This is a genomic window from Ignavibacteriota bacterium, from assembly GCA_013285405.1.
Lineage (GTDB): Bacteria > Bacteroidota > Ignavibacteria > Ignavibacteriales > Ignavibacteriaceae > IGN2.
Window position 1 is genome coordinate 1,203,541 of the sequence record CP053446.1, and the last position, 19,409, is coordinate 1,222,949.

The window sequence follows — 19,409 nt, forward strand, 5'->3', positions numbered from 1 at the left end:
GGAGTTTGTCAGAGAACTAGCAATTTGTCAACCTGAACTCGCCTGCCTGTCGGCAGACAGGTTTCAGGTTCTCATTCCATTTCAATTTCAAAGCAATAGATTCCGATCCCGATAAATTCGGGACGGAATGACAGTATTAAGACAGACTCTTAACCTGGACAGCTTTTTTCAGCTTCAAGCTTTTTAAGCGTTCATATTAAAAAGATTTTTAATACAATCGAACTTGCAAATTGAGTTTATTTTTATAAAGTTCACTCAGGAAATTTTTCCGAAATAAAAAGATGATAATTTTGAAATAATCAAATGTGGAGGATTTAATGAAATTATTTTGTTCAACCCTAACAGTGTTCTTAATATTTATGATCACTAATGTTTTTGCACAATCAGCATTTCAAGGCAAAGTAGTTTTCTCTGTTGAAACGGATGGTGAAGAACAAGTAATGAATTACTTAGCAAAAGATAATAAGTTGAGAATGGAAGTACCTGATGAGGGCGGCTATATCCTTTTTGACACCAAGAATTCAAAAATGTACATAATTATGGATGAACAGGAAATGTATATGGAAACTGATTTGCAGGGAATGGGTGAAAATAGCAATAGCAGTACCCGTAGTATCACCAAAACTGGTCAGACAAAAAAAATACTTGGTCATGATTGTGAAAAATTTACGTTTGTAGATGAAGATTCAAAAGGCGAAGCATGGATGACAAAAGAACTTGGTTCGTTTATGTTCTTCACTCAAAATCAGCAAGATGTAGCAGGCTGGCAGAATGAAGTTTTGAAAGAAGGTTATTTCCCGCTGCAAGTAACTGAATACGATGAAGACGGAGTGGTAGAAAGCAATTACACAGTAGTTGAAGTCACGCCAAAAGAATTGAGTGCTGATATGTTTACTCTTCCTCCTTCATACCAAAAACTTGACATGGGAAATATGGGTAATATTAAAGATATGATGAAATAGAAACTCAAACCATAGACAATTTTTTAGGGCGGAGAATTTTTCCGCCTTATTATTTTCTGCTTTGAAGCGTTCGTTAACAAACCAAAAAAATCCGAGTTGCTCCATATAAAATGATAAATGAATAAAAACAATTTTTAAATTGTGAACGGCAAACCAGTTTTGTTTCGATTGCAAGAAATAAATTTTGTTGATGATAAAGATGGTAAACCGATTGCGATTAATCAGTTCATCGGTAAAAGACTAATTGCATCTTTCGGAAATTCGGCTAGCGATTTGCAAATGCTTCAATGGACCGCAGCCGGAGATGGAAAAAGATTAATGCTGATTGTTCATCACACTGATGCCGAACGTGAATGGGCTTACGGTCCCGAATCGAAGAGAGGAACTTTTTCTGATTCATTAATGGAAGAAGCAAATTCCAATGGCTGGACGGTTGTAGATATGAAAAATGATTGGAAAGTAATTTATCCCTAACACTCATTATTGAAATATTTTTTAATGGACAATGAAAATCGACCACAGCGTAAAAACATCAGGCTAAAGGAATATGATTATTCATTTCCCGGATGGTATTATGTAACTATTTGCACATTTAATAGAATAAATTTATTTGGGAAAATTGCAGATGGGAAAATGGTTTTAAATGAGGATGGTAAAATTGTTGAAGAAGAATGGCTGCAAACAAAAGAAATAAGGAAGAATGTTGATCTGGATTATTATATAATTATGCCCAACCATTTGCATGGAATAATTATTATTGAACAATCGTTCGAAGATGTGATTATAAAAGGTAGGGGCGAATTGAATTCGCCCGAAAAAATCGATTCGGGGCGTATACAATACGCCCCTACAAACGATACATTTATATCTCCGTCTCATACACTCGGTGCTATTGTAAGAGGTTTCAAATCATCCGTAACAAAAAAAATAAGAGAACTATCCGGTAATTCTGAATTAAGAATATGGCAGCGAAATTATTATGAGCATATTATTAGAAATGATAATGATTTACACAGGATAAGAACCTATATACAAAACAATCCACTCAAGTGGGAACTGGATGAATATTATAATGCCTGATTAAAAGGTTTGCACAGTTGTTGATATGAAAAACGATTGGAAAATAATTTATCCGGAGAAATGAAACTGAAAATTATTTTTAAAAATCCTAGCGTCGGTTTAACAGCCGACCTTTTTTATTTATTTTTATTTCAAATAAATTCAGAAATTATTATAAAATCCATCTGCCTCGGTGATTGCTTAAATTAATTTATTTTGAAATCACTATTTTACTGACCCAACTAAAGAAATTATAAAACAGCTTTATGAACGAAAAAATATTACCCCTCTTTACCGAAGAAAAGACTATTAAGAAAATTCAGAATAAATTACCAAAGCTATTTCAAATTGCTGAATTAGAAAGCCAAAGAGCTGGAAAAGTTGGAATGGAAGTAGGTTCAATAAGGGAAAGAATAATTGTTTCACTACTGGTATATAAATTTGGCGAAAGAAATGTCGAAACAGAAATTCCTATTACTGAACCTGAAGTGGATGTTAAATTATTTGGTGACTCAATATCTATTAAAACTAAGACAGGAAATAGTTACACAGGTGTGAAACTGATTTGGACAGTTGATGCTGAAAATGCAGTAGAATTTCAGAATACATATAAACCGTCCTGTGATATTATTTTTGTAAAAATAAATTGGGGAAGCAAAGGTGGTTTATTCTATATTCCGCTCGAAATACAGTTAGAAGTATTTCAATTGTTGGGCAGAGAGAATTATATTAAATTGCCAAGTAAAGGAACAAATCCAAGAGGCGTTGAAATTTCAACTAAGGCATTGCAAATGTTGGTTGAACATAAAAAGAATAAATTTGTGAATATTGATTGGAAAAAAGAGGATATTAAATTTAATGCATTTAAAAGATGGATTGACTTATGGGATCAAGAATAAATTTATCTAAAAATGGAACCACAACAAGTTCTTTTGGTAGCCCCGGTAGAATTAATCACGACTCATCAAAATTTTATAACTCGCGATTATATGAAGGATTACTTCCTGATAAAAAATTAATTTATCTTGAGAACAAAATTCCAACCGAAATAATTAATTCTCATTTTTGCCACTCAAGTGAACAGATGAATGAATTACCTGATAATTCTATTCATTTGATGATAACATCTCCCCCGTATAATGTAACCAAAGAATATGATAATAATCTTAATCTTGAAGAATATATACTCCTGCTTAAAAATGTATGGAAGGAAACTTATCGTGTATTAGTTCCCGGTGGACGTGCATGTATAAATGTAGCTAATCTTGGAAGAAAACCATATATCCCTTTGCACTCATACATAATTAAAGATATGACAGAGATAGGTTTTATGATGCGAGGAGAAATAATCTGGAACAAAGCTGCAAATGCCAGCCCTTCTACAGCCTGGGGTAGTTGGCTATCTGCAGCAAATCCGGTTCTTAGAGATATTCATGAGTATATATTAATTTTTTCCAAATCATCATTTACCCATTCGGGAAATGGAAAAGAAAGCACTATTAAGAAAGAAGAATTTTTAGAGTGGACAAAAAGTGTATGGACTTTTCCACCCGTATCTGCAAAAAAAATTGGTCATCCCGCTCCCTTTCCCGAAGAACTTCCAAAACGTCTAATAAATTTATATTCTTTCAAAAACGATGTGGTATTAGATCCTTTCGTTGGTAGTGGTACTACTAGCTTATCCGCTGTAAAAAATAAACGTGATTTTATCGGTTATGACACCAACAAAAAGTATATACAGTTAGCTAATAAACGAATTACTGAATATGCCAGCCAGATAAAAATGGAGATATGAAATGATTAATTTTTTAACCATAGTTATATATCTAACCTTAAGCATAACCTCATTTTGTTTCGCACAACAAGAAACTCTGAGACCAATTAATCCTGACACGCTTAGATGGTTTGGTCTGCAACAAAGTTACCCTCAATTCAGTTATACATGGATAACCGGAAATGAGAAAGATGAGAACATTTACATATTTAGGGTGAAATTAAAAGCTAATGGACAGTTACCGCCACTCAAACATCCTGACACGCGTTATGGTACTGTACTCTCTGGAACTCTTTATATTGGATTCGGAAAGTCAATTGATAACTCTGCGATGTTTGAAATTTCAAATGGTGAAGTGTATTGCATTCCAGCAAACCAAACGCACTATATAAAAGCTGGAGATAGCGATGTTACATATCAGGAAGTTGGCTTTGGACCAACGGCAACAACTGGAACAGCTGTATTTAAATAGTATGAAGATTTGTTATATATCTAATAATGAAAACATTCCTGAATTCTTAAACTGAAAACTAAAGTACACCAACTCCCAGCGGACATCTCACCCAGTTCCTGTCTTCTTCTTCAAAAATTTCATTTTCTTTAATCACTATTCGTTCTGCAGGAATTTGATGAACGGTCAACATATGATTTTGAATTGCTTCGGCTCGTGTAGTTGCAAGATTTTGAAATTCAATTACAGAAACAGGTTGAACTAAAATAATTTTTTCTCTTAACTCATCGAGATAATTTCTTAAATCACCGTTACCATCAGAATCAATTGAATTTTTAATTTTAATTAAGCTAAGAGTTGAATCATCATAGCTTTGCACATAAAGTTCTTCAATAATTTGCTGACCTTTGGTGTAATCATTATTTGTCGGAGATGAACTCGAATCACTAAAGTTCTGTCCTGTTAATCTGTAATTATAAATGCTGTCAAACTTTGCTTCGCGAATTGCCCTTCCATCTGTGATTGTATCAACAGCTCCATAAATTTCCAAAACAATTCCCGGGCGTTCTGCCATTATCTTTGACAGGTTTATCATCTTTTCAAACTGATGATTTTCAAGTTTTGCATTTCCAGCTTCAAAGTCAACTGATTCGAGATCTTCTCCACCAATTCCAAGCAAGTTTCCTAAAAACCTGAATGGTGCTGTAACTATTGTTGTGAGAACCCTTTTAACTGCCCACCAGACTAAAGCCCCGGTATCTGTTTCTGGATCATTCAAATCTCCTTCTACTTCAAGGTCAAGATCTATATTATCGTTGGCATCTTTCAGAAGTGCAATTGCAAGTTTAATCGGCAGACCTAATCCTTCTTCACCTTCAACTTCATCTCCAAGTGTAAACTTGTTTAAAAATATTTTACTGTATGAAGTAAGAATTCCTTTATCAATTTTGTATTGAATATCGAGAGAAAGTTTCCCGCTCTCCAGATAATAACCAATAAAGTCAATTGAATATGGGGTAAGATTTGTCATTTCGATATTATGGAAATTCACTTTGATATTAGAGTAAGCTATCGGATCGAACGGATCCATTTTTCCTTCTATTTTTGCCAGACCATATTCATCGACTGTTCCTTGCAGTTTTATTTCTGCACCAAGAGGATTTTCACTTGTAAAACCTGTTACTTCTCCATTCATATTGTGAATCTTCGATGCGAACTTCAGCGGCAGACTAAAATCAGAAAAAAACACTTCACTGTTTTCAATTTTTATCTTACCAATATCATATTCAAAATCTATTTGGTTCTTTCCGGTATCGACAGACTCAACGAAAGGTTGATTCGTATCAGTGAGACTAATGAAACGTGCATTGGGATCGGTAAATCCCATAGCAAGTGTATCAGAGATCTCTCCCGAATCTTCTGCTGCAGGTGATACTTTAAATAGTTCAGACAGGTTAAAGCTTTTATCTTCAGCAATGGCTATCCTCGCATAAAGATTTTTGAGATCAACTTCGCCAATGCTTATCTGTGTTGGGTTGAACGTCCCTTTAATATCTAAAACCGTAAGAGTTTTCCATTCAAGGAATCTTTCATCGTTTTTTGTATCGTAAAGTTTTAAATCCTCAAGTTTTGAGTTCGCATTAAATGATACTTGAATTTTATCGGATGCAGATGGTTCGTTCAGTTTGAGATTTCCATCAATAGAAAGTTTTCCGTCATCCAGCCGCAGATATGCAAAATCTGAAATGTATGGAGATAAAACCACCAGACTGGCTTCATTGAATGAAAATTTTAAATCTGCTTTTAATGGAGTCATTGAAAAATTTCCGCTAAGCGAAAATGTTCCGCCTCGTCTGAGTTTTGAGGTCAAATGAAATCCCGATGTGTCCGCTGAATTAAGATGTAAATCAGTAACAGTAACGCTGAAGCTGTCAATTTTCGTTTCTGCTGGTGGGGCAATCGATTTATCAGTTATCAATAAATACAGTCTCTCCAGTTCAAATTTGCGTATTAAAATTTCCCAATTACTTTCCTCTTTGTTAACCTGATCCGTGATTATACCAGTTTTAACAGGACCTATCTTTGGGTCAGTTGTAACGGTATCTGTATTGGGATTAGATAATTTCTTAATCAAATCTGAAAAATTAAATTCTTCCTGATTAAGTCTGATAACATTACCTTTTGGTTCGGTCAGTCTGATCTCCTGAAAATCAAGTTCTTTATTGATCAACGGCATAAGACTGAAGTTGATGAAAAATTCTTTAAACGAAATAAAGATTTCTTTCTTTTCTTTTTCGTATAATTTAAATCCTTCAACCGAAAGTGAAAATGTAAATGGGTTGAAGGAAACCGATTCAATTTCAGCATCACGTTTAAGTTCTATCTTTATGTAATTAATTGCCTGGCTTTTTATAACCATCGGTACAATGAAAAAACCTGCTGCTGTATATACCAGGAAGAGAGATAGTACAGACCAGAAAATAATTTTAGGGATTTTTTTCGTAAAAAATTTCATCCAAATAATAATTTATATAATAAGAGTAGTGATAACAGATAATACAAAATTACGTAAAATTCGACGCCCTGCAAGAATGTAATCAGTTGAGTTTTCGCTTTTCTTTTTTTTGCTGAATGATTTCCAGAAAGCAACAAGAAAAACAACAATGAAATAATCTGCGATTACTATCCCATCAAAATATTCAATCATAAAGAACACATTATAAATTATAATTGTTTACCAGGGATTGTCATTCCGGTGAAGTCTGCGATTAGCGGACGAATCTGGGATCTGAGCAGCTACATTCGGATTCCGACAAGCGGGAATGACAGCCACACTATATCTATTCATACTTCTGTGGTATAAAACTAATTGCCGTACCGCCGCCAGGTGCTAATCTTAAATTCAACGTGTCTGAATTGTTGAGCACTTTGCTTTCAATTTTGTATCCAGTAGGATTTTTATCCCAGTGAGAATCTTCTGCATCCTGATATAAAGTTGTTTTATAACTTTTGCCTTCATCTAAAAAATCTAAAGAAATTTCAATCGTTCTTTCATTTTCATCAGTAATACTTCCGAGAAACCATTTATCTGTGTTTCTTTCTTTTCTTGCAATAGTGATGTAATTACCGATCTCACCATTCAGAACAATTGAAGTGTCCCAATCAACCCCAACATCTCTTATAAATTGAAACGCAGGATGCGCATCGTAATTTTCAGGTAAGTCTGCAGCCATTTGCAGCGGACTGTAAAGCACAACATAAATTGCAAGCTGATGAGCAAGTGTTGTGTTAACCTGATTTTCTTTTTTATACTTATCAAATTTTATATCAAATATTCCCGGAGTATAATCAATTGGTCCGGCAAGCATTCGTGTGAAAGGAATTATTGTTAAATGTTCGGGTGGGTTTCCGCCATCCGGCGACCAGGCATTGAATTCCTGACCACGCAAACCTTCGGCACTAACTAAGTTTGGATAAGTTCTTCTCAGTCCAGTTGGTTTTATTGGTTCGTGTACATCAATCATAATCTGATATCCGGCAGCTTTTTCCATAACCTTTCTGTAATGATTAACCATCCATTGTCCGTGATGATATTCACCATTGGGAAGAATTTGTCCCACATATCCGGTTTTGACTGCATGAATTCCCAGACTTTTACAGAGAGCAAAAGCTGTGTCCATTTGTTTTTCATAAGTCAGAATTGCAGCTGATGTTTCGTGATGCATAATGATCTGAACATTTTTTTCTTTTGCATATCGAACAACTTCTTTCAAATTATAATCAGCGTACGGAGTAACGAAATCAAAAATACCTTCGCGATCGTGATCACCAAACCAGTTTTCCCATCCGGTATTCCATCCCTCAATCAACACAGCACCAATACTGTTAGCTGAAGCGAAGTCAATATATTTTTTAGCATTTTCGGTTGTTGCCCCATGTCTGCCGCTTTTCATATCCCAGGTACTTTTACCAAGATGCATTTCCCACCAGATACCAACAAACTTTGTAGGTTTAATCCAGGAAACATCTTCGATGATATTTGGTTCATTGAGATTTAAAATTGTTCTTGAGTTAACTAAATCAGTGGCTTTATCACTAATTAAAATTAATCTCCACGGAGTAACGAAAGGGGTTTTTGTTTTAACTTTTATTCCTGAATCATTTCCAACGAGTTCACTTTGAAATAGAAGATTTTCTTTATCAACTTTTAATGTCATATCTGCATAGTTTGTAAGATTTGCTTCAAGTATGCTGATATACATTCCATTATTTGTTTTCATTGTGACCGGTAAGTTAACGGCATTCTCAGGAATATAGGTTTGTGCAAGCGCTTCATTTCCTCTTTTAGCAAGAGCATTTATTTCACTGAATTTCGTTGTGTTGAAAAGATGTTCGTATATGTCCCAATCTCCTGGAGACCACCAGCAGGTATGATCGCCGGTTAATTTGAATTGCGTATTTTCGTCCAGTAGTACAACATCGTTAAAATTTTCCTGTTCGGGAAAATCAAACCTGAATCCGACGCCATCGTTGAAAACTCTGAAAGTAATAAAACATCTTCTTTTATTCTGATCTTTTTCCTGTAGGTCAATCTTTAATTCTTTGTAATTGTTTCTAATAAATCGCTGCTCACCCCATACTGTTTGCCATGTTTGATCAAACGATGAAGTGAATATGTTTACAATCTCTAGATTTTTTCCAAAGGATTCCTGATCTTTAAAATCAAAACTAAAATACGAAGTATCAATTATTTTATTATCCGAATAATTAATTAAGTAACCGGCTTTGCCTTCACCTGACAAATAAAAAATAAGTTTTATTTTTCCATCAGGCGATAACAGCTCAGTTTCATTGTTTCCATTTCCGCAACTATGGAATAAAAGTATTACAATTAAAACGACTATAGTTTTCAGATAAATAAAATTTTTCCTCATGCGTTTTCTTTCTGTAATTTGAATCTGATTCTGAGTACACTTTCCTTAAAATCTGTTGAGATTATTCTGAAACCGCCAATTTCTTTTGTGGTTGAAACGTGTAAACCGCTGCAGGGACATGCATCATAATCACCGATTTTAATTATCCTGATTTTTTCTCCGGCATTATCTGGCAATTTTGACAGATTGAATTTCTCTTCTGCATCTTCTTTAGAAAAAAATTCTTCTGTTACTTTCAAATCGAATTGAATAATTTTGTTTACTCTTGATTCTATTTCTGCAATTTCTTCCTGAGTTAAATTCCTGTTGAAAATGATAATCGCATTTCGATTTTTTCTTTTCAATGTGATTGCTGAAGGACCTTCCACAATTAAACATTCTCACCATTGTTTGGTTGAGTATATGTTCTGCTGAATGCATCTGAGGATGATATTGTTTATTAGATTTTATCTCGGGATCAGAACTTGTGTTCATATCAAAATAATTGCATGATGGCTAATTGTTTTTCCTTTTAGATTAAAAATTGATATACTCGCAATCGAAAACTATAAAAAAATACAAAATCACTGCGGAACTCTTTATGAAAGATAACAAATCTAATCTCTACTTTATTTCCCTTGGAATACTAATAACAATCGGAATTTTATTTATTATTACAGTGCTGTTACTTACAGAGAACAAAACTATTGCAAACGGTAATCCCGATGAAAATTTTCCACAGGGATACAGAATAGTTTCACCCGAAATACCAGCCTATCTTGAATTCGCCGGAGAAGAAATTCCAACCGATAACTTTGAAGTCTATGAAAGAATGGAAAGAGAATTTTTATCAAATACTTACTGGCATTCAGCAACTATACTTGCAATTAAACGAGCTGGCAGGTGGTTTCCTGTAATAGAACCTATATTAAAGAAGAATAACATTCCGGATGACTTTAAATATTTATGTGTTGCAGAAAGTAATATGGAAAATGTTGTTTCCCCTGCTGGAGCAACAGGCTTTTGGCAATTCATGAAAGAAGCTGGAACAAAATACGGTCTGGAAATAAATTCGCTTGTTGATGAAAGATATCATGTTGAAAAATCTACAGAAGCTGCGTGCAAATATCTTCTCGATTCTTACAATATGTTTGGAAGCTGGATTACTTCCGCTGCTTCTTATAATATGGGTCAGGATGGAGTAAAAAATCAACAGGAAAGACAGAAAGCAAAAAATTATTTCAATCTTGTTTTGAATTCAGAAACATCAAGATTTGTTGCGAGGATCGTATCTCTTAAATACATTTTGCAAAATCCTGAAAAGTATGGGTTCGATATTAAAGATAAGGAGAAGTACAAACCACTTGAATATACTGAAATAATATTGGACAGTTCAGTTACTGACTTAGCAGACTATGCTAAAGGATTAGGAATAAATTATTTTATTTTGAAGATGTACAACCCCTGGCTGCGTGATAATTATCTTAACAACAAATCAGGAATGAAATACTCAATTAAGCTGCCATCGGAAGGTAGTATTGAAATAATTAACGATTGAGATTGGTTAAAAGTTTTTAAAGACTCTGTAAAAAATATTTAATTTTTTTATAATACTTTATTTTGGTTCCCAGTCAACACCATCACAGGGGATGTAGTTTTCGGTTGGGTGTTTGTCGTACTTGATACAAAGTACTGCAGAGCTATCAAAATGTTTACAACTAGAACAGAGTGTTGATTCAATGACTTTTTTGTTGTGCTGTTCAAACCATCTATAGCTCGCCATTGCAGGATGAATGATAAGTACATAAATTGCTGCGACGCTGACAATCCACCATAGTTGAATATCCATGTGCAATCTTAATATCCACAATACGGGAATTGTCATTGCTGTCCTGATGATTGTCCAGAAAACTATTGCGCCCAATTAAAATATCTTTATTAAATAAAAGGTTATTGACAATTTGCTAATATAATGCCAGTATAAAAAGTCTAAATTTTTAAGTTCAAATGAGGGTTTTTTATAGTTAATTGAGGGTGTTGTGTTTGTAATTTTTACATATAAATATTAATATTGAGTGCTAATTAACTAAGTTTTTAGAGGGGTTCGTCATTGTAAATAATTATGGGGAAAGAAAATAGAGTGAGCGCGGGTGGGTTCGAACCACCGACCCTCTGCTTAAAAGGCAGATGCTCTACCCCTGAGCTACGCGCCCTTTTTAAAAAGGAATTCAAATATAGTAAGTTGATAATTCTAATACAAAATAAAGATTTGAACACCAAAATCGATTGGCGGTAAATATGGCTTCTCTTAAAAATTCCAAAATTCTTGTTTGTGATGATGATGAAACTCTCTGTTATCTTCTTAAAGAACAACTTCTCGAAGAAGGTTTTGAAGTTGACGCCGTCTATGATGGTAAATTTGCAATAGAATCAATAAAAAGATCAAATTATGATATACTTTTGCTTGATCTGAATATGAAGGAAGTTCAGGGAGAGGAAGTACTTAAATTTGTAAAAGATTATAATGCTTCGCTACAAGTTATTATACTCTCTGCTCAGGGAGAAATGAGAAAAGCAATTGAATGTATCAAGTCAGGTGCTTACGATTTTATAACCAAGCCGTATGAATTTGATGATCTGATGCTCACCGTCGGCAGAGCACTTGAGCATAAAGATTTACTTGTTAAAACGGAAATTTTAACCAAAGAGATAAGTAAAAAGGGATCTGAAAATATAGTTGGAAACAGCGCCCAGCTTAAAAGAGTTCTTAATCTTGCAAACAAAGCTGCAATTTCTGATTCAAATATTCTTATCGAAGGAGAAACCGGAACGGGAAAAGAACTTCTGGCAGAATACATTCATAAACACTCCGCACGAAAAGATAAACCTTTCGTTGTAATTAATTGCGCTTCTCTGCCCGACCAACTTATTGAAAGTGAACTCTTCGGGCATGAAAAGGGAGCTTTTACAGATGCAAAAAATACTAAACAAGGATTGGTTGAAATTGCTCACGGCGGTACATTATTCCTCGATGAAATTGGTGAACTAAGTCTTTCACTTCAGCCAAAATTGTTACGGTTTCTTGAAAATGGAGAGTACCGAAGGATCGGGGGAATTACTACTTTAACATCTCATGTAAGAGTTATTGGTGCGACAAACAGAAATCTTCTTGAAGAAGCTGACAATAAAAATTTTCGTAAAGATTTATTGTTCAGGTTAAATGTTATTACGCTAACAATTCCACCACTGAGAGATAGAAAGGAAGACATTCTTCTGCTTGCAAACTACTTCATAAAGGAAAAATCTCCGATACGCTCACCAAAACATCTCTCACAGGAAGCAGAAGATATGCTCATTAGTTATTCATTTAACGGTAATATAAGAGAGCTTGAACATATTATTGAAAGAGCTTTAATATTTGCAGAAGGAGATGTTATTTATCCTGAAGATTTAAATCTTCCTCAATCCTATCAAACTCCAACCAGAAAACACACGGATATTGAACATGCTGAGGAAATTTTAAGTATGGAAGAACTTGAGCGGTGGCACATTAAAAAAGTCCTTGATAAAAACAGATGGGATAGAACACAGACAGCTAATCAGCTTGGAATTAGTCCAAAGACTCTGTATACCAAAATCAAGAAATATGAATTAAAACCAGTTTAATTTTTAATGCCTTCGAGCATAATTGCCAAATATTCGCCTGATCTTGTTTTCGGAGAAAACATTCCGGTAGCTATAACTGATAGTAAACTGAGAATAATTTGGCACAACAAAAAGTTCAGGGAAAATTTCACCGGGATCAGATTAAAGGGAAAGGATCTGGTCAGCTTATTAAGTTCATTTGGAATCGATAAAGAGATTGATTCTGTTTATACTAAACCCACCTACAGACACATCCATCAGATTAATAAAGTTTTACATATTGTTCCTCTCTTTGACAAAAACAAAAAGAAAACTCCTGACAATTACAAAATAGAACTCACGGAACCAACAAGCGAACTTCTAGAAAAAACTTCTCTGTCCTTTTCAAAACCCAACGATTTAGATTTCAGAAGTGTGTTACAGGATATTCTGACTCTATTAGTTAAAGAAAATTCTATCGACAGACTTTCTGAAGAAGTACTATCCAAATCTATTTTCCTGACAAAAAGTGATCTCGGTATCATAACTTTTATAAATGAAAATTCCACCAGAGAATTCAAATACTTCGATCAAAGAAAAATAATAATTAACAAACCAGAAGTCGAAAAAGTCGTCAATTCAGATTATAAGTTTATTTCAAAATGGTTAATTCTGAATAAGTCTTCACTGATTGCAGCTAACCAGAAGAATAACCTGGGGAGTAATCTTGCTAATTCTATCGGCTGTGATAATCTGATAATTTCACCTTGTATCTTTGAGAATAAACTGATTGCCACATTAATTGTTGGAAAGAAAAAAAATAGTTTTTCTAATGATGAAATACAATTGCTGGAACAGTTTGCTATTCTCCTGACATTTGTAATCACCAACATTAGTACACGGAATCTTAATACAGCATTAGAAAACAGATTGCTGCAGACACAAAAGCTGGAAACTATCGGAAAACTTTCGAGTGGTATGGCGCATGACTTTGGCAATTTACTATCGAGCATTTTCGGCAGCGTAAACTTATTACGGAAGCGTGTCGATCAATCAGACAATGTTCAAAAGTTAATTGATAATATTGAAAACTGTTCTGTCAGGGCACGTGACTTAACCAAACGTTTACTTTCGTTCGGCAAACCGACTCCTAAAAGAAAAGAACTTGTTAAACCTCATCAGATATTAAATGAGATAAATAAAATTGTAACTCAAACTTTTCCGAGAACGATTACGCTTACAGAAGAAATCGACGAACATCTTTATGATATTATAGGAAACGGGACCGAGATTTATCAGGTACTCCTCAACTTATGTGTTAATGCAAAGGAAGCCTTCAACGAAAAAGGAAATATTAAAATTAGTGCAAAGAATATTTCCATAGATGAAAACAACATTGCGTTTCTGCCAATTTTAAAAATTGGGAATTATGTGAAGTTTTCAGTAAAGGATAATGGTGCGGGCATTGAAGAGCAACATCTGACAAAAATATTTGATCCTTATTTTTCAACTAAATCTAAAGATGCAGGTTCGGGTTTAGGTTTATACGTTTCGTACGGAATTATTAAAGCACACAATGGGATAATCGACGTAACAAGTAAACCAGGCGCCGGAACTACATTTGATGTTTATATTCCGGCTTTTGAACCACCGAAAGAAAAACAACCGGAGCCGGGTGAAAAGATAATACTGCTGGCTGATGATGAACCAATGCTTGGAGATTTGCTGGCTGAATTGCTTGAAACAAATGGTTATTCAGTAATTAAAGTTTCATCAGGAAAGGAAGCGCTCACAGTGCTTCTTGAAGAAATAAAAGTTGATCTTGCAATAATTGATTATAATATGCCGGGAATGTCCGGACTTGAAACAATAGTAGAAATTAGAAAGTTAAATTTGGATCTGCCGATTATTTTGTCTTCTGGCAGTATGTGGGCAAGTCACGAATCAGAGCTGACACAATATAAAATTAATGGTCAGTTAAATAAACCATACGAATTTGAATCGATGCTTGCAACAATACGGAAATTTATTTAGGTCTCCTCCTTTTCTTCAACTCTTATCATCTTTACATCCTTCGCATAGTCAGACAATTCCGGATTTGTAATAGCATTAAGTTTATTAAGTACATCACCAATATCTTTTATTGCTGCATCTATGTACTTTATTCTACTCAATATTGCGTCTTTAGTTATGACTTCCTTTTCTAATTCATTTTTAAGTGCGGCAGAAGAAAGACTAAGAAGAGTAAGTGGTTGTTTTATTTTATGATTTGCTGTTACAATAGTAGCAATGAAGGTTGTTCTTTTCTCAATTTCCAGTAACTGTTTATTGGCTTCAGATAATTTTAAGGCTGATTTTACTCTTGCCATTAATTCAATCCTGTTGAATGGCTTTTTAATGTAATCAAATGCTCCTGCCTCAAGTCCTTCCTTAGTGTCTTCAGCGCTGGCTTTTGCAGTAACAAGAATTATAGGGATATGTTTGGTTTTTTCACTGTTGGTGAGAATTTTACAAACTTCAAATCCACTAATATCAGGCATCATCACATCCAACAAAATAAGATCGGGTAATACTTCATTTGCTTTCTCTAATCCCTCGTTTCCATCATACGCAGTGATGACTTCATATCCCTCCTGAATCAATCTATCCTGGAGTATGAAAACATTTTCGGGCAGATCATCTATTACAAGAATCTTTTTCATTTTATGTGGTTTTCAATTGAGTAATCAATGTCTGAATCTTGTGAGAAACAAATGCCGGGTTTACAGGCTTGGGAATATAATCTGAAAAACCATGCCTGATAATTATTTCTTTATCTTCCTTCATCGCTTTTGCAGTCACTGCAATAACAGGGATTTCTGCCCACTTAGTATTTGCTTTAATATTTTTTATGGTTTTGAATCCATCCATTTCAGGCATAATAATATCAAGCAGTATCAGGTCTGGAATTTTATTTTCCAAAATATCCAGGCATTCTTTGCCATTGTGAGCAAGAATAGGATTACAGTTTACCGTCTTAACAATTTCAGATAATGTAAACAATGTGTTAGAATCATCATCAACAATCAGAACATTTAAATCAAACTGCTGATTATTGTTTGATTCTGAGTGTAATATTGCTTTAGGTTTCTTTTCAGTATTGGGCGGAGAATCGGGCACCTTCACAATTGTTGATTTGGCAAGTTTTTGAATCTCAAGCCAGTTGCTTACATAATGAAATACATCTATTGTGTGCTGTTCTGATTTTAAAGTTATTTCTTTTAAACTTTCATTCAATGATTTTTTTTCTGAATCGGAAAATTCATCATTTATAGCTATAAGCACCGGAATATGTCTGGTTTTCGAAGTTGATTTTAACTGATGAGTAAGTTTTAAACCATCCACACCCGGGCTTGTCAGATTAATTATAATAACATCCGGCTGATTCTCTATTATGTGCATTAAAAAATAATCGCCCGGACTAAATAAACTAAGTTCAATTCCATTATTCCTGAATGTTTCTGAATAGAAGCTAAAGTCCTCATCATCAAAATTTACAATAACAACTTTGCTCATTTTCTTTTTAAGGAGATTTGTCAATCTCGTAAATGAATCATCAAGGTTTTCAAATGTTGCAGGTTTTAATACAAAGTCAAATGTGTCTAAACAATAGCCGATGTTTGCTTCCGTTAACAAAGAAATTAAAATTATGGGAAGGTTTTTTGTTTTGGGATTTTTCTTTAGATCAGACAGTGTCTTCCAAACATTCTTAGTGGAATTCTTGGCATCAACTATTATTGCCAGTGGTGTACTGCTATCCTCAAAACTGAGATTATCTGCTGATTCATCAGTAAATGCTATTTCATATCCCATTGATAGCAATTCCTGTTTTATTGAAGTCCTTAATTTTCTTTCCTGATCGATAACAAGTATTAAATTTTTATCATTTGCGTCAACTTCATCTTTTAGCATCATAGAACGATTATCAGGAACAATCATAAACACCTGTTTAAATGGAATCGAAAAATTAAACGCAGAGCCATTATTAAGTTCACTTTTAACTGTGAGTTCTCCACCAAGTATATCAGCAAGTTTTTTACTAATCGAGAGCCCCAATCCGGTACCACCGCGCTTTTTTGCTTTAGTACTATTCGCCTGTTGAAACTCTTCAAAGATAAAATTGATATCTTCAGTTGCGATTCCGATTCCTGTATCAATCACTTCAAAATTGAGCATTTCGTTTCGTACGGAAATTCTCAACGTCACTTTTCCATAGTCTGTATATTTGATTGCATTACCAAGAAGATTTATTAGTACTTGAACTACTTTCCCGCGATCTGTGCTGATAATAGTATGCGTTTCAATATTCCTGATAATTTCATACGATATTTTTTTCTCCGCAGCGAGTGGTGAGATAGCTCCGGAAACTTCTGTAAGGATCTCATCTAACAAAACATTTTCGTTAATGACTTCAATTTTACCGGCTTCGATTTTTGAAAGATCAAGAATATCATTTATCAGAGTCATCAATCTTTTTCCGCTGTTAAAAACGACTTCTAACCTTTCCTTATTGCGTGGTTCAAGATCAACTTTTTCGAGCATCAGCTCTGTTAAACCCAGAATTGAATTCATTGGTGTTCGAAGCTCGTGAGACATTTTCGCAAGAAATTTTGATTTGGCATCAGTCAGTTCAATTGCTTTCTGTTTTTGCTTTTCTAATTCTTCAGTCTGAGCCGTCAACTCTCTGTGCAGGTAGAGAAGAGTTTCATTCTGTTCTTTGATTTGAATATTCTGCTTTTGATACTCATCGTTAAGAATCTTTAAATCGGCAACCAGTTTTTCTAACTGCAATAAAGCACGTGCGTTTGTAATTCCAATTGCCAACTGATCTTTTATTTTCTCAAGATAATCTCTTACTTCTTCCCGGGGTCTTGTTAATGAACCGAGTTCTAACAGTGCAACTGGTTTATTGTTATAAACTACCGGAAGGAAAAGCAGATATTTTAATTTTAATTCCACAAGTCCTGTGGAGACAACCGGGAGTGATTCTTCGTCAATTAATTCAAGGCTCTGTTTAGTTTCCAGAACTTTTTTAAAGAAGGAATTGTTTTGTGAATGCCCCGGTTTTTCTGTATTCAGACCATAAGAAGAAATCAGTTTCAATTCATCCTCTACAGAATACAATCCACCGATAATAAAATCACCCGCATCCAATATTTTCTTTAAAGCGGCATCAGAAATTTCTTTCAAAGTTGGATTCTGATTAATGAGCGTGATGAACTCCGCATATTCATTTCTGGCTACTTCTCTCTTCTTGAGTTCGTCCAGCATTTTATTAAATGCCATCCCGAGTTTACCAATTTCATCCTTACTTTTAATTTCAATTTTATTGTCAAACTTTCCGGCATACGTCTGCTCGGTGGCTTTACTTAGTTGGGTGAATTGTTTCCTTAGTTTGTCAGTAAAAACCAAAGTAAAAATTAACGAGAGTGAAATGCTGACTAACCCGATTATTAAAAAAATGTTTCTAAGTGTGGATCTAAGTTCGCCGGCTTCAGCAAAAGTTGAGAATACTAAATAATAGAAATTATTCTTATTCTCGTCGGCGGCAGGTTTATAGATAGTTGCAAGAATATCTTCAGATTCTGTCCCCTGCAGATAAAGTTCAAAATTTCCTTTCGATTTTAAATCTTCAGCTGCGAGATTTAATGCGTGAAGATATTTTTGATTAGCCTGTTCATTAGAAAAATCAGCAACATAACCATCCCAGATCAGGGCTACTTCCGAGTTTACTCTTTGAGCAATATCATTAAGCATTTCATTATTTATTTCTCTCCCATAAAGATATTCTTTACCATCAGGTGCAGTGTATGAGATCATTATCAGATACGGATTTGAAGCGGTAAACTCTCTTAAGCTGAATTCTTTTGGCGGTAAGTTAATATTGTTCTTTACTTCATAATGTGACACGGATTTATTATTAAGCTCAATAATAAAATCAAGATTGCTCGTTTGAAACTTTTTATCTGACCATAAATCATCAATTCCATTTGTATATAAGGAAATAAAATCATCTTCTATTCCATTTTGGAACTGCTTATTAACACTTACTAAACTTCTGGCAGATTGCTGCAGGCTTCGCGTTTGAAAGTTTGTTAGAACTTCATAAATAATTGAATAGAACACAACAAATGAAGTTCCCAGAATCAGTGCGACTATAAGAAAGTTGATTAACAATATTCTGAGACTGATCTTCATCTATCACTCTTGTACAGAATGTGATTTACTGGTGATTTACTTTATTGATAGTTGAAAGAAGCTCTGCTAAATCATAAGGTTTGCAAAGAAAATCAGATGCTCCGAGCTTTGCACATTCAATTGCACTCTTTACATCTGACTGAGCTGTTAATATAATTACTTTGGATTTGAAGCCCGGGATGTTGTTGATTTCTTTCTGAACATCAAAACCATTTTTCCCGGGCATGTTAAGGTCAAGAAGAATGAGATCCGGATTATTCTGAATTAAAAATTCTACTGCGCTTTCTCCGTCTGTTAAATACCTTGCATTGTATCCTTTTGCATTTAACTCTTCAGAAAGAAAACTACATAAATTAATATCATCATCAACAATCAGAATTGATTCCATC

General features: G+C 34.3%; 16 protein-coding genes, 1 tRNA gene and 1 pseudogene. 9 read left to right on the forward strand and 9 right to left on the reverse strand.

The window, feature by feature from the left end; all coding sequences use genetic code 11:
• Window positions 1-317: 317 nt before the first annotated feature.
• The 6 genes from HND39_05170 to HND39_05195 all read left to right on the forward strand — a co-directional run bounded on the left by HND39_05170 (window position 318) and on the right by HND39_05195 (window position 4,267).
• Window positions 318-962: a DUF4412 domain-containing protein gene (locus HND39_05170; protein ID QKJ95716.1), complete on the forward strand. Its 645-nt coding sequence runs from the start codon at window positions 318-320 to the stop codon at window positions 960-962.
• A gap of 141 nt (window positions 963-1,103) precedes the next feature.
• A complete protein-coding gene (locus tag HND39_05175; GenBank protein QKJ95717.1) occupies window positions 1,104-1,436 on the forward strand; it encodes a hypothetical protein in 333 nt (110 codons plus the stop codon).
• A gap of 24 nt (window positions 1,437-1,460) precedes the next feature.
• Window positions 1,461-2,042, forward strand: coding sequence for a transposase (locus HND39_05180; protein ID QKJ95718.1), 582 nt, complete (start codon window positions 1,461-1,463; stop codon window positions 2,040-2,042).
• A 245-nt stretch (window positions 2,043-2,287) separates the two neighbouring features.
• Window positions 2,288-2,920, forward strand: coding sequence for a ThaI family type II restriction endonuclease (locus tag HND39_05185; protein ID QKJ95719.1), 633 nt, complete (start codon window positions 2,288-2,290; stop codon window positions 2,918-2,920).
• Window positions 2,905-3,816, forward strand: coding sequence for a site-specific DNA-methyltransferase (locus tag HND39_05190; GenBank protein QKJ95720.1), 912 nt, complete (start codon window positions 2,905-2,907; stop codon window positions 3,814-3,816). The genes HND39_05185 and HND39_05190 overlap by 16 nt, the downstream gene beginning before the upstream one ends.
• Window positions 3,817-4,009: 193 nt before the next feature.
• Window positions 4,010-4,267, forward strand: coding sequence for a cupin domain-containing protein (locus tag HND39_05195; protein ID QKJ95721.1), 258 nt, complete (start codon window positions 4,010-4,012; stop codon window positions 4,265-4,267).
• A 58-nt stretch (window positions 4,268-4,325) separates the two neighbouring features.
• Here the strand turns inward: HND39_05195 and HND39_05200 are convergent, their stop codons facing one another.
• The 4 genes and pseudogenes from HND39_05200 to HND39_05215 all read right to left on the reverse strand — a co-directional run bounded on the left by HND39_05200 (window position 4,326) and on the right by HND39_05215 (window position 9,654).
• The gene (locus HND39_05200) at window positions 4,326-6,761 is read right to left on the reverse strand and encodes a DUF748 domain-containing protein (GenBank protein QKJ95722.1); all 2,436 of its coding nucleotides are present in this window, start codon (window positions 6,759-6,761) and stop codon (window positions 4,326-4,328) included.
• Between the two features lie 12 nt (window positions 6,762-6,773).
• Window positions 6,774-6,953 carry a hypothetical protein gene (locus HND39_05205; protein ID QKJ95723.1) on the reverse strand — a complete coding sequence of 60 codons (180 nt, stop codon included), beginning with the start codon at window positions 6,951-6,953 and terminating at the stop codon, window positions 6,774-6,776.
• 133 nt (window positions 6,954-7,086) lie between these two features.
• On the reverse strand, window positions 7,087-9,180 hold the full coding sequence (locus HND39_05210) for a glycoside hydrolase family 97 protein (GenBank protein QKJ95724.1): 2,094 nt from the start codon (window positions 9,178-9,180) through the stop codon (window positions 7,087-7,089).
• Window positions 9,177-9,654, reverse strand: a pseudogene (locus HND39_05215) (hypothetical protein). Before HND39_05215 ends, HND39_05210 begins: the two are co-directional and overlap by 4 nt.
• Before the next feature lie 106 nt (window positions 9,655-9,760).
• Here HND39_05215 and HND39_05220 point away from each other — a divergent pair.
• A complete protein-coding gene (locus tag HND39_05220; GenBank protein QKJ95725.1) occupies window positions 9,761-10,717 on the forward strand; it encodes a lytic transglycosylase domain-containing protein in 957 nt (318 codons plus the stop codon).
• A gap of 57 nt (window positions 10,718-10,774) precedes the next feature.
• On the opposite strand, the gene HND39_05225 is transcribed toward HND39_05220, so the two are convergent.
• Window positions 10,775-11,083 carry a hypothetical protein gene (locus HND39_05225; GenBank protein QKJ95726.1) on the reverse strand — a complete coding sequence of 103 codons (309 nt, stop codon included), beginning with the start codon at window positions 11,081-11,083 and terminating at the stop codon, window positions 10,775-10,777.
• Window positions 11,084-11,300: 217 nt separating this feature from the next.
• A tRNA-Lys gene (locus tag HND39_05230) sits at window positions 11,301-11,372 on the reverse strand.
• Between the two features lie 85 nt (window positions 11,373-11,457).
• Between HND39_05230 and HND39_05235 the strand changes: the two genes are divergently transcribed.
• Both HND39_05235 and HND39_05240 read left to right on the forward strand, forming a co-directional pair.
• Entirely contained in the window at window positions 11,458-12,825 is a 1,368-nt protein-coding gene (locus HND39_05235; protein QKJ95727.1) for a sigma-54-dependent Fis family transcriptional regulator, read from the forward strand.
• 6 nt (window positions 12,826-12,831) lie between these two features.
• Window positions 12,832-14,817: a response regulator gene (locus tag HND39_05240; GenBank protein ID QKJ95728.1), complete on the forward strand. Its 1,986-nt coding sequence runs from the start codon at window positions 12,832-12,834 to the stop codon at window positions 14,815-14,817.
• Here HND39_05240 and HND39_05245 read toward each other — a convergent pair.
• Genes HND39_05245 through HND39_05255 form a run of 3 tightly spaced genes read right to left on the reverse strand, consistent with a single transcriptional unit; the run spans window position 14,814 to window position 19,408 of the window.
• Window positions 14,814-15,485, reverse strand: a complete 672-nt coding sequence (locus HND39_05245) for a response regulator (protein QKJ95729.1) — start codon at window positions 15,483-15,485, stop codon at window positions 14,814-14,816. The two genes, HND39_05240 and HND39_05245, sit on opposite strands and share 4 nt — an antisense overlap.
• Window position 15,486: 1 nt before the next feature.
• Window positions 15,487-19,020, reverse strand: a complete 3,534-nt coding sequence (locus HND39_05250) for a response regulator (protein QKJ95730.1) — start codon at window positions 19,018-19,020, stop codon at window positions 15,487-15,489.
• A gap of 25 nt (window positions 19,021-19,045) precedes the next feature.
• A complete protein-coding gene (locus tag HND39_05255; GenBank protein ID QKJ95731.1) occupies window positions 19,046-19,408 on the reverse strand; it encodes a response regulator in 363 nt (120 codons plus the stop codon).
• Window position 19,409 lies beyond the last annotated feature (1 nt).

What these genes read in the sequence shown, in the direction of transcription:
- HND39_05170 (QKJ95716.1), top strand. Translation starts at nt 318, where the DNA reads ATGAAATTATTTTGTTCAACCCTAACAGTGTTCTTAATATTTATGATC.
- HND39_05180 (QKJ95718.1), top strand. Translation starts at nt 1,461, where the DNA reads ATGGACAATGAAAATCGACCACAGCGTAAAAACATCAGGCTAAAGGAA.
- HND39_05185 (QKJ95719.1), top strand. Translation starts at nt 2,288, where the DNA reads ATGAACGAAAAAATATTACCCCTCTTTACCGAAGAAAAGACTATTAAG.
- HND39_05190 (QKJ95720.1), top strand. Translation starts at nt 2,905, where the DNA reads ATGGGATCAAGAATAAATTTATCTAAAAATGGAACCACAACAAGTTCT.
- HND39_05200 (QKJ95722.1), bottom strand. Translation starts at nt 6,761, where the DNA reads ATGAAATTTTTTACGAAAAAAATCCCTAAAATTATTTTCTGGTCTGTA.
- HND39_05205 (QKJ95723.1), bottom strand. Translation starts at nt 6,953, where the DNA reads ATGATTGAATATTTTGATGGGATAGTAATCGCAGATTATTTCATTGTT.
- HND39_05210 (QKJ95724.1), bottom strand. Translation starts at nt 9,180, where the DNA reads ATGAGGAAAAATTTTATTTATCTGAAAACTATAGTCGTTTTAATTGTA.
- HND39_05220 (QKJ95725.1), top strand. Translation starts at nt 9,761, where the DNA reads ATGAAAGATAACAAATCTAATCTCTACTTTATTTCCCTTGGAATACTA.
- HND39_05235 (QKJ95727.1), top strand. Translation starts at nt 11,458, where the DNA reads ATGGCTTCTCTTAAAAATTCCAAAATTCTTGTTTGTGATGATGATGAA.
- HND39_05240 (QKJ95728.1), top strand. Translation starts at nt 12,832, where the DNA reads ATGCCTTCGAGCATAATTGCCAAATATTCGCCTGATCTTGTTTTCGGA.
- HND39_05245 (QKJ95729.1), bottom strand. Translation starts at nt 15,485, where the DNA reads ATGAAAAAGATTCTTGTAATAGATGATCTGCCCGAAAATGTTTTCATA.
- HND39_05250 (QKJ95730.1), bottom strand. Translation starts at nt 19,020, where the DNA reads ATGAAGATCAGTCTCAGAATATTGTTAATCAACTTTCTTATAGTCGCA.
- HND39_05255 (QKJ95731.1), bottom strand. Translation starts at nt 19,408, where the DNA reads ATGGAATCAATTCTGATTGTTGATGATGATATTAATTTATGTAGTTTT.